Source organism: Actinoplanes sp. NPDC048967, assembly GCF_040649415.1.
GTDB lineage: Bacteria > Actinomycetota > Actinomycetes > Mycobacteriales > Micromonosporaceae > Actinoplanes.
Genome location: NZ_JBEZFL010000003.1, coordinates 200,694 through 214,269, shown reverse-complemented (window position 1 = coordinate 214,269; position 13,576 = coordinate 200,694). Strand labels below are relative to the sequence as shown.

At 73.3% G+C, this 13,576-nt stretch carries 13 protein-coding genes; 10 read left to right on the top strand and 3 right to left on the bottom strand.

Translation table 11 applies throughout. The features are described from left to right. The first annotated feature begins 19 nt into the window (after positions 1 to 19). Both AB0C12_RS13510 and AB0C12_RS13505 read left to right on the top strand, forming a co-directional pair. Positions 20 to 634, top strand: a complete 615-nt coding sequence (locus tag AB0C12_RS13510; protein WP_360547522.1) for a hypothetical protein — start codon at positions 20 to 22, stop codon at positions 632 to 634. A 157-nt stretch (positions 635 to 791) separates the two neighbouring features. Continuing rightward, on the top strand, positions 792 to 2,708 hold the full coding sequence (locus AB0C12_RS13505; protein WP_360547520.1) for a glycosyltransferase family 2 protein: 1,917 nt from the start codon (positions 792 to 794) through the stop codon (positions 2,706 to 2,708). Positions 2,709 to 2,769: 61 nt separating this feature from the next. On the opposite strand, the gene AB0C12_RS13500 is transcribed toward AB0C12_RS13505, so the two are convergent. The 3 genes from AB0C12_RS13500 to AB0C12_RS13490 form a co-directional block, all read right to left on the bottom strand. Then, positions 2,770 to 4,599, bottom strand: coding sequence for an anthranilate synthase family protein (locus tag AB0C12_RS13500; RefSeq protein ID WP_360547518.1), 1,830 nt, complete (start codon positions 4,597 to 4,599; stop codon positions 2,770 to 2,772). A 161-nt stretch (positions 4,600 to 4,760) separates the two neighbouring features. Then, positions 4,761 to 5,396: a hypothetical protein gene (locus tag AB0C12_RS13495; RefSeq protein WP_360547516.1), complete on the bottom strand. Its 636-nt coding sequence runs from the start codon at positions 5,394 to 5,396 to the stop codon at positions 4,761 to 4,763. 94 nt (positions 5,397 to 5,490) lie between these two features. Beyond that, positions 5,491 to 5,730 carry a hypothetical protein gene (locus AB0C12_RS13490; protein ID WP_360547514.1) on the bottom strand — a complete coding sequence of 80 codons (240 nt, stop codon included), beginning with the start codon at positions 5,728 to 5,730 and terminating at the stop codon, positions 5,491 to 5,493. A gap of 197 nt (positions 5,731 to 5,927) precedes the next feature. Between AB0C12_RS13490 and AB0C12_RS13485 the strand changes: the two genes are divergently transcribed. The 8 genes from AB0C12_RS13485 to AB0C12_RS13450 all read left to right on the top strand — a co-directional run bounded on the left by AB0C12_RS13485 (position 5,928) and on the right by AB0C12_RS13450 (position 13,562). Further along, a complete protein-coding gene (locus AB0C12_RS13485) occupies positions 5,928 to 6,302 on the top strand; it encodes a response regulator (protein WP_360547512.1) in 375 nt (124 codons plus the stop codon). Positions 6,303 to 6,312: 10 nt separating this feature from the next. Continuing rightward, positions 6,313 to 8,304 carry an ATP-binding protein gene (locus AB0C12_RS13480; RefSeq protein WP_360547510.1) on the top strand — a complete coding sequence of 664 codons (1,992 nt, stop codon included), beginning with the start codon at positions 6,313 to 6,315 and terminating at the stop codon, positions 8,302 to 8,304. Between the two features lie 40 nt (positions 8,305 to 8,344). Next, positions 8,345 to 9,253 (top strand): serine hydrolase domain-containing protein, encoded by a 909-nt coding sequence (locus AB0C12_RS13475; RefSeq protein WP_360547508.1) that lies wholly within the window; start codon positions 8,345 to 8,347, stop codon positions 9,251 to 9,253. 31 nt (positions 9,254 to 9,284) lie between these two features. Continuing rightward, a complete protein-coding gene (locus AB0C12_RS13470) occupies positions 9,285 to 10,346 on the top strand; it encodes a LacI family DNA-binding transcriptional regulator (protein ID WP_360547506.1) in 1,062 nt (353 codons plus the stop codon). A 69-nt stretch (positions 10,347 to 10,415) separates the two neighbouring features. Then, positions 10,416 to 12,131, top strand: a complete 1,716-nt coding sequence (locus AB0C12_RS13465) for a glycoside hydrolase family 13 protein (protein WP_360547504.1) — start codon at positions 10,416 to 10,418, stop codon at positions 12,129 to 12,131. Beyond that, complete coding sequence (locus AB0C12_RS13460; RefSeq protein WP_360547502.1) at positions 12,118 to 12,885, top strand: aminoglycoside adenylyltransferase domain-containing protein; 768 nt, start codon at positions 12,118 to 12,120, stop codon at positions 12,883 to 12,885. The genes AB0C12_RS13465 and AB0C12_RS13460 overlap by 14 nt, the downstream gene beginning before the upstream one ends. Before the next feature lie 87 nt (positions 12,886 to 12,972). Further along, positions 12,973 to 13,269, top strand: coding sequence for a hypothetical protein (locus tag AB0C12_RS13455; RefSeq protein WP_360547500.1), 297 nt, complete (start codon positions 12,973 to 12,975; stop codon positions 13,267 to 13,269). Next, positions 13,236 to 13,562, top strand: coding sequence for a hypothetical protein (locus tag AB0C12_RS13450; protein WP_360547498.1), 327 nt, complete (start codon positions 13,236 to 13,238; stop codon positions 13,560 to 13,562). The genes AB0C12_RS13455 and AB0C12_RS13450 overlap by 34 nt, the downstream gene beginning before the upstream one ends. Positions 13,563 to 13,576 lie beyond the last annotated feature (14 nt).

Here is a 13,576-nt window from a genome sequence, read left to right as displayed (position 1 = left end):
ATCCAGCACTGGAGGAGCTTTGCCACCGATCTTCAGCACCCAGCGGGCCCGGCGCGTGGCCGTGGCCGTGGCTCTCGGCGGCGGTCTCGCGCTCGGCGTCGCCGGGCTGGCCCAGGCCGCGGACACGCCCACACCGGGCGGCTCCGCGGCGCCGCCGGCGAGTGCGGCCGGTCCGGGCCGCGGCCCGGCACAGGCCCACACGCCGCATCTGGAAGGCACGGTGAAGTCGATCAGCGACACCCGGATCCTGATCACCGACCACAGCGGCTTCACCCGTCAGATCAACATCAAGAGCAAGCCGGACGGGGTCGCGGTCGGCACCCGGATCCACGCCGAGGGCACGGTGAACGCGGACGGCGTCTCGCTGGACGCCACCTCGGTCGTGGCCGCGCCCGCGGGTGAGGGCAAGCAGGGCGGCGGCTGGGGGCATCGCGGACCGGGCGGCCCGGGTGGGGGACCGGGCGGCTGGGGGCCGGGCGGCCGGGGCGGCGAGCGCGGCGGGGCACCGGCCGCGCCGGGCACGCCGCCGTCGGGCAGCTCGACCGCGCCGGGCACGCCGCCGTCGGCCGGCCCTTCCGCGCCGGGCACGCCCCCGTCGGCCGCACCGGGCGCCCCGGCGCCGTCGGGGAGCTGACTGTGCGCTGAGACACCGCCGCGGGCGGCTTTCCTCAACCCGCCGCCCGCGGCGTCGATTGCTCGGGAGTGAACCCTCACACCCTCCCTGGGTCCCACCGCGCAGTCCTCGGCCCGCTGCCCGCACCACTGTCCCCGCCCGCGGCCCGGAGCCGCCGATGAGCCCCGGGCCCGCACCCGAGCGGATCCTGGAGCGCCGGATCCCCGGCAAGCTCTACGGCCGGACCGCCACCGAGATCACCGGCCCGGTGCAACCGGCCACCGAGACCGTCCGCTACCGGCGGGTGCTCGGCCGCGGCCAGCACCGGCTGATGCTGGGCATCGCCTCGCTGCACATCGCGCTGGCCGCCGCCCTGGTGGTCTACCTGCTGCTGCCGGGCAACCTGCCGCAGTTCCAGCCCGGGCAGCCGGTCGCCAACACGGTCATGGTCGTCGGGCTGTTCCTGATGATCGGGCTGCAGGTCATCGTCGGCCTGCGGACCTGGGTGCTGGCCTTTTTCGCGGCCCGGGCCTGCGACCCGGTGCCGATCCCGGCCTCGCCGGGGCTGCGGGTCGCCGTGCTGACCACCGTCGTGCCCGGCAAGGAGCCGGTCGACCTGGTGATGACGACCCTGCGGGCGATGAAACGGGTACGCCACGAGGGCCCCGTCGACGTCTGGCTGCTCGACGAGGGCGACGACGAGGAGGTCCGTCGGCGCTGCGAGGAGATCGGCGTCCGGCACTTCAGCCGCAAGGGCCACCCGGAGTGGAACCAGCCCAGCGGCGAGTTCAAGGCGCGCACCAAGCACGGCAACCACAACGCCTGGCGGGCGGCGCACGAGGCCGACTACGACGTGGTGGCCCAGATGGACCCCGATCACGTGCCGTACCCGAACTTCCTGGAGCGCACCCTCGGCTACTTCGCCGACCCGGACACCGCGTTCGTCGTCGCGCCGCAGGTGTACGCGAACATCAGCGAGTCCTTCGTGGCCAAGGGCGCGGCCGAGCTGGCGTACATCTTCCACGGGATCATGCAGCGCGGCGGCAACGGTCACGGCGCACCGCTGCTGATCGGCACCAACCACCTCTACCGGCCGGCCGCGTTCCAGCAGATCAAGGGTTACCAGGACCGCATCATCGAGGACCATCTCACCTCGATGGTGATCTACGGCGCGGTCAACCCGGTCTCGGGCAACACCTGGCGCGGCGTCTACACCCCGGACATCCTGGCCGTGGGCGAGGGCCCGGCGACGTACTCGGACTTCTTCAGTCAGCAGAAGCGCTGGGCGTACGGGATCTGGGAGATCGCCCGCCGGCACTCGCCGCGGCTGCTGCCCCGCCTGCGCGGTGGGCAGCGGTTGTCGTTCTTCGCCCTGCAGTCGCACTACCCGACCACCGCGCTGTCCTGGGTGATCGGCGTCGTGCTGAGCGCGGTCTACCTGGTCGGCGGGGTCACCATCACGCGGCTGCCGGCGCTGGCCTGGGGCGTGCTGTTCGTGGCCAACATCGTCGTCGGGATGGTGTTCTACCAGTTCACCCAGCGGTTCAACCTGGTCGAGCACGAACGCCGCTCGTGGGGGCTGGCCGGGATGGCGCTGGAGCTGATCACCGCGCCGATCTACGTGGCCGCGGCCGCGGCGCAGCTGGCCGGCCGGCCGCTGGCCTACGTCGTCACGGCCAAGGGCGCTGCCGCCACCGGCGACACCTGGCGCACCTTCCGGCCGCACCTGGGCTGGGCGGCGCTGGCCGCGACCTGCATCATCACCGGGCAGCTGCTGGACCACGACTACCCGTCGCTGTACGTGTGGGCCGGTCTCACCCTGCTCATCTCGCTGGCGCCGGTGCTGCACCTGCTCACCGTGGCGGGCGTGGCAGCGGGCTCCCGGCTGCTGTCGCGGGTGCCGCGGCCCTCGGTCACCGCGCAGCGTCGTATCGGTGAGCGTCTGGTCGAACAGGGCCTGCTGACCGTACGGGAGCTGGAGGAGCTGCTCGACCTGCAGGCGAATTCGGACCTGGCCTGGCAGCGCCTCGGAGATCTGGCCGTCGATCAGGGTTACGTCGACGCCCGGCAGCTGGCTGCGGCCACCGACCGGTAGCAGTGGGTCGGTGGTCCAAGCGGAGGCTCTCGATCCGCTTGAACCACCGACGTCACTATCGCTACCCCGCAGCGGCAGGACTAACCACCTGAGTGACAAGTGGTGGGATCAGTTCGGTGAGGACGGTGATGCCGTCCGCGCTGAGCACCGACTCCGGGTGGAACTGCACGCCGGCGAAACCCGCCCCGCGCAGGGCGTGCACGGTGCCGTCCGCCTCGTCGCGGGCGATCTGCACCTCGCCGTACGCGGTGCCGAGCCGGTCGTCCGCACAGAGCGCCGTGAAGCTGGAATAGAAGCCGACCCGGCGGACCGCGCCGAACAGCGGGATGTCCCGGGCCACTCCCTGGTACGGGCTGTCGCGTCGGTGCAGCCGCAGTCCCAGGGCCGCGGCGAGCACCTGATGGCCCAGGCACACGGCCAGCAGCGGCTGCCGGGTCGCCAGCAGCTCGGCCACCAGCGCGCGTACGCGGACCATCTTGGGCTCGTCCGAGGCGGGGTCGCCGGGGCCGGGGCCGACCACCACCAGATCCGCCGGCGGGACGACGGGCACGGTCCACGGCACCACGGTCACGGCCAGGCCCAGCGCACGCAGCTGGTGGGCCAGCATCGCCGTGAACGTGTCCTCGTTGTCGACGATCACCGCCGTACGGCCGTCGAGTTCGGGGACGGTCAGGGCGCCCGGGCGGCGCTGGTCCAGCCAGAAGCGGGCGAGGCCGTCGTTGCGGGCGGCCAGTGCCGCCTGGATCGCCGGGTCGTCGTCGTTCGGGCGTACCGGTGGGCGCTGCGGCGAGGACGCGCCCAGCGCGGCCAGCACGCCCGCCGCCTTGGTGTGGGTCTCGGCCACCTCGCCCGCCGGCGTCGAGTGCCGGACCAGCGTGGCCCCGACCGGCACCCGCAGCCGGCCCGCCGGGGAGATCTCCGCCGTGCGGATCAGGATCGGCGCGTCCAGCGTCTGCCGGCCCTCGTCGTCGTGGCCGAGCAGCGCCAGCACGCCCGCGTAGTAGCCGCGGCCGCGGCGCTCGTGCCGGGCGATCACCCGGCAGGCGTTCTCCACCGGGCTGCCGGTGACGGTCGGGGCGAACATCGTCGCGCGCAGTACCTCGCGCACGTCCAGGGAGCCGCGGCCGGCCAGCAGGTACTCGGTGTGGGTCAGGTGCGCCATCCGCTTGAGGTACGGCCCGACGACCTGGCCGCCGTGCTCGGCCACCGCGGCCATCATCTTGAGTTCCTCGTCGAGCACCATGTAGAGCTCGTCGATCTCTTTGCGGTCGGCCAGGAAGTCGGTGAGCTCACGCGTGCCGTCGTGCCGGAACGTGCCGCTGATCGGGTTCATCATGGTCAGGCCGTCGGCCACGCTGACGTGCCGTTCCGGGGTGGCGCCGACCAGAGTGCGGGTGCCGGTGTGGACCAGGAACGTCCAGTAGGCGCCGTGTTCCCGGGTGAGCAGCCGGCGGAACGCCGACCGCGCGGCCGCCAGCGGGTCGCCGTCCACGTCGGCCGTGAAGACCCGGTGGATGACGAAGTTGGCGCCCTCGCCGTGGCCGATCTCGTCGCGGAGCACCTCGGCGACGATCTCGCCGTACGCCTCGTCGGAGAGGTCGAAACCGCCGTCCCGCAGCGCCACCGGCGTCTCGGGCAGCTCGGCGATGATCTCGCCGAGCGGCCGGGCGGTCCGGGTGGCGATCCGCAGGCACTCCAGCGGCGCGCCGTCGTCGACGCACGCGAAGCCGCGTTCGGCGATCTGCCGGTACGGCACCAGCGCGAGGGTCTGCGGTCCGGGCCGGCCCGGGGTCAGCGGGATGTCGGCCAGCGTGTCGACGGTGACGACATCGCCGGTCAGCACGTCGACGTGGTCGGCGCCGTCACGGTGCAGCAGGGCGAAGGGTTGCATCGGGTCCTCGTTCCGGGCTGGGGTCGCCGCCGAGGACCGGGCCGTACGAAAAAGGCCGCCTCGTCGGAGGCGGCCGCGGTGGTGTGATCTACACGCGGGTGGGTGTGGCCGCCGGGTCGGCGGGCCACCACATGCTCAATCGCGCGTGCATGCCGGTCATCCTAGGGGCCGTCGCGGTAGCAGCGCCAGCTCCGGGCGTCACCGGCGCGCCCGAGATCCGCCCAGGCCGCCTCGCCGTAGCGCCGGCGGCAGAGCGCGTCCATGTCGACCGCGATCCCGGCCCGGCCGACCCGGGCGCAGGTCCAGGTGTCCGCGGCGGCGACCGCGAGGCTGAACCGGCCGTGCGTGGCCCGGCAGTAGGACCCGACCAGCGGGCCCACGTCGGCGTCCGCGCCGGGGCCGAGCAGCACCGGGGCGGGGGCGCTGGGGGACGCCGACGGCGACGCGGGACTCAGCTTGGCGGCCTGCCGGACCGCCCGCAGCCGCGGGTGGGTGGCGGTCGGGGCCGGCGGATCGGTCCAGGTCGGCGGCGGCGGGACGGAGACGGTCGGCAGCGGTACGGCGGCCAGCGGCGTCCCGGAACCACGGAAGGCCAGCGGAGTGACCGCCGCCAGTAGGAGCAGGGCGAGCACGGCCGGTACCCACAGCAGTCGCCGCCGGGAGCGCGGGACGCGGAACTCGACGGTCGCCCGGTCGGCCAAGGGAGCCTCGGCGGCGTGCCGGGGCACCGCGGTACGCACCGCGAGCAGCCGGCCGATTCCGCCGGCCCGGTGACGCGCTGTGACGTCGATTGGCACTCGGCAACCGTACGAGCAGCGGAAACATCGCGGTTCGGTCGTCACGGTACGTATTCGAGGCGAAGGGGTGAGCGCCCGCCGCCGTACGGGGGAGTCAGGCGGCGGCGTACGCCCCACGTACCGCGGTGCGGGCCCACTGCATGCGGCCGAGCGCGCAGTCCGGGTGCTCGCCGAACTCCTGGGCGACCAGGGCGGCGCAGCCGCGCTCGCCGAGCCGGTCCACCGTCGCGGTCACCGCCGCCCGGATGAGCTCGGGCGTCGGCTGCTGCGAGCGCTGCAGGTCGGAGACGAACAGCGCCTCGGTACGGATGTCGTCGGGGTTCACGGAAGTCATCAGGTCCTCCTGCCGTACGTCTCGGTCGGGTGTCGTGGTCCCAGGACACCCCGGCGGGGCTGCGAGAGCGGCTGCGCACCAGTTGCCGTGCGGTTGCGCCGAGCGGCAGTCACACCCGGTACTAACCGGATATCGTGTGATTAAGTAGCGTAAGTAGGCCGAGCTTTCCCGGGCGGCCTCGACGGGGGGAAATGGCCGTGACGGTGGTCCTGGTCGCCGACGACGACGCCGACATCCGTGACCTGGTGGCGTTCAAGCTCGAGCAGTCCGGCCTCGAGGTGATCGCGGTCGAGGACGGGCAGGCGGCTCTCGAGCAGGCCCGGGCCCGCCGCCCCACGCTGGCCGTGCTGGACGTCTCGATGCCCGGGCTCTCCGGCATCGACGTGTGCCGGATGCTGCGGGCCGAGCCGGCCACCGCCGGCATGCTGATCATCATGTTGACCGCCCGGGTGCAGGAGCAGGACGTCGAGGGCGGCTTCAGCGCCGGCGCCGACGACTACGTGACCAAGCCGTTCAGTCCCCGTGAGCTCGTCTCCCGGATCCAGGCCCTGCTGAGCCGAGCCCGGGCCTGAGCCGGCTCCCATGCGCCGTGACCCCTCTGTCGGGCGCCTGCTGACGAGGTCGTTCGCCGTCCTGGTGGCCCTGATCGTCTGTTCCGGGCTGACCGAGATGACCACGGTCCTGGTGCAGCACCGGGTGGTCCGCGAGCTCTCGACCCACGTGCAACCGCTGGAGCTGGCCAACGCCCGGCTGCGAGCGGTGCTCGGCGACGCCCAGCGGGGACTGCGCGGATATCTGCTGACCGGCGACACCCAGGTGCTGGACACGTACCTTTCCGCCCGCGGCGAGTACACGCAGGCGAGCCTGAACCTGCTGGAGCTGGCGACCGCCGCCGAGGAGCCGGCCGTCGACGCCCAGCTGGTCCGGGCGGACATCTGGTGGGCCCTGGCCGAGCAGCAGCGCCGGGCGCCGCCCCGCAGCGACACCGCGGCTCGCTTCGTCACCGAGGGCAAGCCGCTGTTCCAGGCCTTCGTCAGCGAGAACGAGGCCTTCGACCGGACCCTGGCCCGGCGCGTCACCACCCTGCAGCGGCGCAGCTCCTGGCTGGGCGGCGTCACCGTGGTCGTGGTGATCGTGCTGACGCTGGTGGCGGCGGCGACAGCCGGGGTCGCGGCGCTGCTGACGGCCCGCCGGATCACCCGCCCGCTCGGTGCTGTGGCGTGGGTGCTCGACGAGCGTGGTGCCGGCCGGCTCGACGCCCGGGCCGATACGGGCCGCGGGCCGACCGAGATCCGGGCTGTCGCGGCCGCGGTCAACGCCATGGCCGACGAGCGGGAACGGATCCGCGTCGCCGAAGGTGACGTGGCGCGGCTGCGCAGCGAGGTCCGCGAGCTCGGCTACCGCATCCGGGCGCACCTGCGGGTGCAGGACGCGATCAGCGAGGCGATCCGGGGCCTGGCCGCCACGATGAACGCCGACCATGTGCTGGTCCGGATGGCTCCCGGACAGACCGATGTGCCGCAGTACGCGAGCCTCGGTGACGAGCACGTGGCCGGCCGCCTCGCCCCGCTCGCCGCCTGCGACGTCGGCTGGCTCTCCGGCGGTGACGTATGGACCACCGACGACGCGTCGCCGGCCGGGGACGTGCAGCCGCCGGTGGCCGAGATCCGGGCCTGCGCCGAGGCCGGGGCCGAGGCGGTGCTGACCGTGGCGGTCAGTGTCGGTGAGGAGTGCCTGGGTGCGCTCACCCTGCTGCGCGATCACGGCCCGGCCTTCACCCCGGTCGACGTGCGGCTCGTCGAGGTGGTCGCCGCCGACCTGGGCCGCGGCGTGCACCTGGCCCGCCTGTACGAGCGCGAGCAGCATCTGGTCGCCCGCCTGCAGGAGCTCGACACCGCCAAGACCGACTTCATGTCCACCGTCTCGCACGAGCTGCGGACCCCGCTGACCAGCATCGCCGGGTACGTCGAGCTGTTGCTGGACGCCGAGGCCGGCGAGCTGAACGCGCCGCAGGCCAAGATGCTGGACGTGATCGGCCGCAACACCCGGCGGTTGCGGGACCTGATCGAGGAGATGCTGATCCTTTCCAAGATCGAGTCCGGGGCGTTCTCCACCTCGCGGGAGCCGGTCGAGCTGGTCTCGCTGGTCGAGCACGCGGTCGAGGTGATCGCGCCGGCGGCCGCCAAGGCGGAGGTCACCCTGCACACCGACGTGCGGGGTCCGCTGCCGCTGCACGCCGACCCCGATCAGCTCGACCGGGTCCTGATGAACCTGCTGGCCAACGCGGTGAAGTTCACCCCGGGCGGGGGCGAGGTGCGGGTGGCGGCCCGCCGCGAGGGAGCCGAGATCGTCCTGGTGGTCGCCGACACCGGCATGGGCATCCCGGCGGGGGAGCAGAAGGCGCTGTTCACCCGCTTCTTCCGGGCCAGCAACGCGGTCCGGCAGGCGGTTCCCGGCACCGGCCTGGGCCTGGCCATCGTCAACACGGTGGTGGACAACCACGACGGCCGGATCGAGGTGGAGTCGGCCGAAGGAGCCGGCACGACCTTCACCATCCGGCTCCCGGCCGCCTGAGGCCTCCGCATCCGCGCTGAACAGGGATAGCCTGTCGGCCATGCGCACACTCGAGGGCCTGCGCGGCGCCGCGCTGGTGACCGTCGGCGGGTCCGTCGCGGTGCAGTCCGCCGGCCCGCCCGTCACGCTCACGACCCGCTTCCCGGTCGCCTCGATCGGCAAGCAGTTCGCCGCCGTGGCCGCGCTGCTGCTCACCGAGCGCGGCGAGCTCGCCCTGGACCGGCCGGTCGCGCGCTGGCTACCCGGCAGCCCGCCCTGGTGGCGTGAGGTGACCCTGCACCACCTGCTGACCCACACCTCCGGCCTGCCGCACTGGGGTGCCGAGCCCGGGTTCGACGTGGGCGCGGCGATGGCGATCACCGACCGGCTGGGGCTGATCCCGCAGGGGACACCGGCCAGCCGGCCCGGCCTGCGCTGGCTCTACAGCAGCCCGGGCTATCTGCTGGTGGCGTCCATCGTCGAGCAGGCGGCGCGGCAGCCGTACGGCGACTTCCTCGCCGAGCACGTGTTCGCGCCGCTCGGGATGACGGCGACCACCATCGGCCGGCCCGCCGACGACGCGGTCGAGGGGGAAACCCTGTCCCCGATGGCGGGCACCAGCGACGTGTGGTCGACGGTCGGCGACCTGAGCCGCTATCAGGAGCAGCTCCACGCCGGTGCGCTGCTGGGCTTCGAGTCGCACGCGGTGCTGACCGGCCCGCTCGCCCCCACGGCCGAGGAGCCGCGTCCGGGTCGTTCCTTCTTCGCCGGCCACTACGGCTACGGCCTGTTCGTCGGCACGGTCGGCGGCCACCGGGCCTGGTTCCACCCGGGTGACATCCCGGGATTCGTGTCCTTCGCGGCCTGGCTGCCGGAGCGGCGGGCCAGCGTGGTGCTGCTGAGCGACGACGAGCACGCCGACGTGCACGCGGTGACCCGGCTGCTGCTGACCGCCGCTGCGTTATCGTAGGCGCTCACCTACTGCAGCGAGGTCGGGGCGGATGCCGTCGAGAAGGACCGGCGAGCAGCCGCGCCGCCACGGTAAGCCCACGTCCAGCGACGTGGCGGCGGCCGCGGGGGTGTCGCGTTCGGCGGTGTCCTTCGCCTTCAACAACCCGCAGCGCATCTCCACCGCGACCCGCGAGCGGATCCTGGCGGCGGCGCAGGAGCTCGGCTACACCCCCAACACGCTGGCCCGGATGCTGCAGTCCGGTGCCACCCAGTCGCTGGGCGTGCTGCTGCCGCAACGACTGGCCCGGATCCTGGAGAACCCGTACTACGCCCGGTTCCTCATGGGCGTCGGGCAGGTGTGCGACCAGGAGGGTTACACGCTGTTGCTGACGCCGCCGCTGCAGGACTCCGTCCTCAAGGCGATCCCGTACGCGGCGGTGGACGGCTTCATCGTCTGCGGGCTGGAGACCGATCGTGGTGAGGTGGCCGAGCTGGTGCGCCGCGACATCCCGTTCGTGCTGATCGACAGCGACCGGTACGAGAACGCGCCCAGTGTGGACGTCGACGACCACGGCGGCGCCCGCGAGGTCACCCGCTATCTGCTGGAGCTGGGCCACCGGCGGCTCGCGGTGGTCTCGATGGACCCGGGGCCGGACCGGGCGGTGCGCGGGTACCGGGGGCCGCTGGCCCGGCGGATGGCCGGCATCACCGAGGCGCTGGCCGAGGCCGGGCTGAGTCTGGCCGACATCCGGCTGGCCGAGGTGCCGGTGACCCGGACGGACGGCTACCGCGCGACCCGGGCGCTGATGACCGGTCCGCAGCCGCCGACGGCGATCCTGGCCCTGTCCGATGTGCTGGCCTACGGGGCGGTGGACGCCCTGCAGGAGCTCGGTGTGGACGTGCCCGGCGAGGTGTCGGTGACCGGCTTCGACGACCTGGCCGAGTCGGCCTGGTTCCGGCCTCGGCTCACCACGGTCCGCCAGCCGATCGTGACCAAGGGCCGTACGGCGGCGGACTTCCTCATCTCGGCGATCCGCGGCGAGGACCAGCACCCGCACCAGTCGCTGGGCACCTCGCTCATCGTGCGCGACTCCACGGCGAAACCGGCCTGACCGAGCCCTTCGAAAAACTCGGTCGCGAGCTATGTAACACGAGTTAGTAACCTGCTAGCGTCAGCCGCCATGACCGATCAACTGACCGCAGACCCGACGGCTGAGCGCGACGGCGCCACCGCGACCGCGCCCACCTCCTGGTGGCGGGACGCGGTCATCTACCAGATCTATCCGCGCAGCTTCGCCGACTCCGACGGCGACGGCATCGGCGACCTGCCGGGCATCCGCAGCCGCCTGCCCTACCTGCGGGACCTGGGCGTGGACGCCGTCTGGCTGTCGCCGTTCTACGCCTCGCCGCAGGCCGACGCCGGCTACGACGTGGCCGACTACCGCACGGTCGACCCGATGTTCGGCACCCTGGCCGACGCCCGCGCCCTGATCGGCGACGCCCACGACCTCGGCCTGCGGGTCATCGTCGACCTGGTCCCCAACCACTCCTCGGACCAGCACGAATGGTTCCGCCGGGCGATCGCCGAGGGCCCCGGCTCGCCGATGCGCGCCCGCTACCATTTCCGCCCCGGTCGCGGCGCCGCCGGTGAGCTGCCGCCCAACGACTGGCCGTCCATCTTCGGTGGCCCGGCCTGGACCCGTACCACCGATCCGGACGGCACCCCGGGCGACTGGTACCTGCACCTGTTCGCGCCGCAGCAGCCCGACTTCAACTGGGACCACCCGGCGGTGGCCGACGAGTTCCGCACCATCCTGCGCTTCTGGCTGGACCTGGGCGTCGACGGCTTCCGCATCGACGTGGCCCACGGCCTGGTCAAGGCCGCGGGCCTGCCGGACCTGGGCGCCCGCACCGAATGGCACCTGCTCGACGTGGGCGTGAGCCCCTGCTTCGACCGCGACGGCGTGCACGACATCTACCGCAGCTGGCGCCGGATCCTCGACGAGTACCCGGGCGAGCGGATCGCGGTGGCCGAGGCCTGGGCGCCCACCCTGGACCGGGTCGCCAACTACGTCCGGCCCGACGAGCTGCACCAGGCGTTCAACTTCAGCTACCTGGGCACCGCCTGGGACGTCGCCACCCAGCGGCGGGTCATCGACGAGTCCCTCGCGGCCATGCGGCGGGTGGGGGCCCCGGCCACCTGGACCCTGTCCAACCACGACGTGGTGCGGCACACCAGCCGGCTGCTGCAGGCCGACGAGGGTGACGTGGCGGGACGCCGGCCGGCCGAGGTGGACCCGGTGGCCGGCCTGCGACGGGCCCGGGCGGCCACTTTGCTGCTGCTGGCGCTGCCCGGTTCGGCGTACCTGTATCAGGGCGAGGAGCTCGGCCTGCCGGAAGTGATCGACCTGCCGCCGGAGGTCCGCGAGGACCCGGCGTTCCACCGCGCGACCGGCCAGGACGGCTACCGCGACGGTTGCCGCGTCCCGATCCCCTGGGACGGCGACCGGGCGCCGTACGGCTTCGGCCCCGAAGGCGGCGCCAGCTGGCTGCCGCAGCCGGCGAGCTGGGCCCGGCTGAGCGTGGCGGCCCAGCAGGGCGATCCGGCGTCCACCCTGGAGCTGTACCGGGCGGCGCTGGCGCTGCGCCGGGCCGACCCGGCGCTGGGCGGGGCGGACAACCTGCGCTGGTGCGAAGGCCCGGACGGATTGCTGGTCTTCGCACGCGGAGACGCCCTGCGGTGCACGGTCAACATGACCGGCGCGCCGATCCGCATCCCGCGGCCGGGCCAGGCCCTGCTGACCAGCGGACCGGTGGACCTGTCGGGCGCGGAGGCGGAAATTCCGGCGGACACGACCGTCTGGTGGGTGCCAGGATCGCCGGATGGAGCAAGTTGAGCGGGTCGTCGAGCTGATCACCGAGGTCGCCGGGGCGGAGCTGATCGGTGCGTACCTGCACGGGTCGGCCGTCCTCGGCGGCCTGCGGCCGGCCAGCGACGTCGACATCCTCGCGGTCACCCGGCGCTCGCTGGCCGAGGAGCAGCGGCGGGCCCTGATCGCCGGCCTGCTGCCGATCTCCGGTTCCGCGGTGGGGGCCCGGCCGGTGGAGCTCACCGTCGTGGTCCAGGCCGCAGTGCGGCCCTGGCGCTACCCACCGACCGGCGATTTCCTGTACGGCGAGTGGCTGCGCGCCGACTACGAGGCCGGCCTGGTCCCCGCGCCCGGACCCATGCCCGGCCTGGCCCTGGAGGCCGCGGTGACCCTGGCCGGGGACCGTACGCTGGCCGGATCCCCGCCGGCGCGGGTGCTCGACCCCGTGCCCACCGAGCTGCTGGTCCGGGCCGGCGTGGACGGCATCCCCGGGTTGCTCGCCGACCTGGCCGGGGACACCCGCAACGTGCTGCTGACCTTCGCCCGCATCTGGACCACGCTGGGCACCGGCACGATCGTCGCCAAGGACACCGCGGCGGACTGGGCGCTGGCCCGCCTGGCCCCGGAGCACCGGCCGGTGCTCGCCTTCGCCCGGGACCTGTACCTGACCACCTCCTATGCCGACGAGACCTGGAGCGACGAGCTGACGGCTCAGGTCGGGCCGCACGTCGACGCGGTCCTGGCCCGGATCGGCCGCCTGCGGGACCCGGGAGGGCGATGACACCTCGGCATCGCCACGACCGTCCACAAGCGAAACAGGCGGAAGCTGCGAATCGCACGAGGCCTCCACCGCGTCGCTGCCGCCGCGATGACCGCGGTGCTGGCCGTGACGCCGGCGCCCCAGCCGGCGCAGGCAGTAATCCGCATCATCGGCACGATCACCACCGAGGAGGACGGCTACGAGCCCCGGTTCCCGTCCTTCATCGAGCTCCAGGACACCGACGACCGCATCATGGCGGTCTGGCACCGGGCCCTCGAGCACGGGTCCGTCGGCCGGATCGAGTTGTCGTTCTTCGACCCGGCCACCGGACGGTGGGACGGCCCGGTGCCGGCGCTGGACAAACAGGCGCCGTGGCAGGCATCGACACCCGGGACCCCCACCTGACCCGGATGCGCGACGGCAAAGTCGTCATGACCTTCTTCGCGCAGGGCAAGGTGTACTACTCGTACTGGCAGGCGCCCTGGACCCGGTTCACCGATCCGGTGGAGCTGCGCGTGACGGGCATGCCGAGCCCAGCTTCGTCCAGGTCGGTGACACCGTCGTGGCCGGCATCCGGGCCGAGGCCATCCTGGCCGGCCGCGGCGTCCTGTTCGACAACCCGCTTCCTCACCGTGAGGGCGAGCTCCCCGGACTACGCGAAGCTGCAGATCGTCCGCAGCCGGCGCGCCGGCTTCTGACGCACCACCCGCAC